1 protein-coding gene and 1 pseudogene are annotated in these 1,298 nt (G+C 62.9%); both read left to right on the top strand.

From position 1 onward, the window contains the following. Positions 1-65: 65 nt before the first annotated feature. Positions 66-230 (top strand): annotated as a pseudogene (locus DKM43_RS16605) (transposase); the annotation flags it as partial. Beyond that, complete coding sequence (locus DKM43_RS00365) at positions 194-1,237, top strand: IS3 family transposase (RefSeq protein ID WP_236632309.1); 1,044 nt, start codon at positions 194-196, stop codon at positions 1,235-1,237. The pseudogene DKM43_RS16605 and the gene DKM43_RS00365, both read left to right, overlap by 37 nt. Positions 1,238-1,298 lie beyond the last annotated feature (61 nt).

Here is a 1,298-nt window from a genome sequence, read left to right as displayed (position 1 = left end):
TGAGGTGGTGCCGGTTTTCTGGACAGGGTGTTAAGCTACTCCCGACCTGAAGGACTGGCACGGGAATGAAGACGACGAGAAAGCGCTACAGCGCCGATTTTAAGGCCAAGGTCGCGCTGGAAGCGATCCGGGGCGATTTGACGCTGGCGGAGCTGGCAGCCAAGCATGGCGTGCACCACACGATGATCGCGTCCTGGAAGCGGCAGGCCATCGACGGGATGGCAGGCACGTTCTCCGGGGCTGGCGATGTGGCCAAGGCCGTCAGCGAGAGCGAGGTCGAAAAGCTGCACGCCAAGATCGGTCAACTGGTCGTCGAGCGAGATTTTTTAGCGAAAGCCTTCGGTCGATGAGCGTGGACCGAAGGCGGGCGATGGTCGAAGCTGCTCACCACCGCCTGTCGATCTCGGCGCAATGCCGCCTGCTGCGGATCAGCCGCTCGTCGTATTATTACGCGCCGGTTCCGGAGACGGACGAGGTGCTGGCGCTGATGACGGTGATCGACGAGACCTTCATGGAATGCCCATGGTACGGCAGCCGCCAGATGGCGCGGCACCTGCGGCGTGCCGGGCACGAGGTCGGTCGCCGTCGGGTGCGGCGCCTGATGGCGAAGATGGGGCTGACGCCGATCTACCAGCGGCCCCGCACGAGCGATCCACACCCGCAGCACCGGGTCTATCCGTATCTACTGCGCAAGCTGGCGATCGAACGGCCCAATCACGTGTGGTGCGCCGACGTGACGTACATCCCGATGCGCCGTGGCTTCCTCTATCTGGTGGCGATCATGGACTGGGCGACCCGCAAGGTGCTCGCCTGGCGGCTGTCGAACACGATGGATGCCGGCTTCTGTGTCGCGGCGCTGGAGGAGGCGCTGGCCCGGTTCGGCAAGCCGGAAATCTTCAACACGGACCAAGGCAGCCAGTTTACCAGCTACGCCTTCACCAGCGTGCTACGCGACGCCGAAGTCCGCATCAGCATGGATGGCCGAGGCCGGTGGATGGACAATGTATTCATCGAACGCCTCTGGCGATCCCTGAAGTACGAGTGCGTCTATCTCCATGCCTTCGAGACCGGATCGGAGCTGCGGGCTGGTCTTGGCCGGTGGATCACCTATTACAACACCCAGCGTCCACACTCGGGCCTGGCCGGCAGAACACCGGTCGAGGCCTATCGGCGGATCGGGCAATCAGATCATGGGGGGCATGCCCCCCATGATCTGATGATCAAACAGGCGGCATGAACGACAACCGGGATTAGCTTAACTCAGCCGCCAAACTGTCCAAGAAGGCGGGACCACCTCA

This window comes from Novosphingobium meiothermophilum (assembly GCF_003171715.1).
Classification (GTDB): domain Bacteria; phylum Pseudomonadota; class Alphaproteobacteria; order Sphingomonadales; family Sphingomonadaceae; genus Novosphingobium; species Novosphingobium meiothermophilum.
The sequence above is the reverse complement of the archived record's forward strand: the minus strand, read 5'-3'. Positions and strand labels throughout refer to the sequence as shown.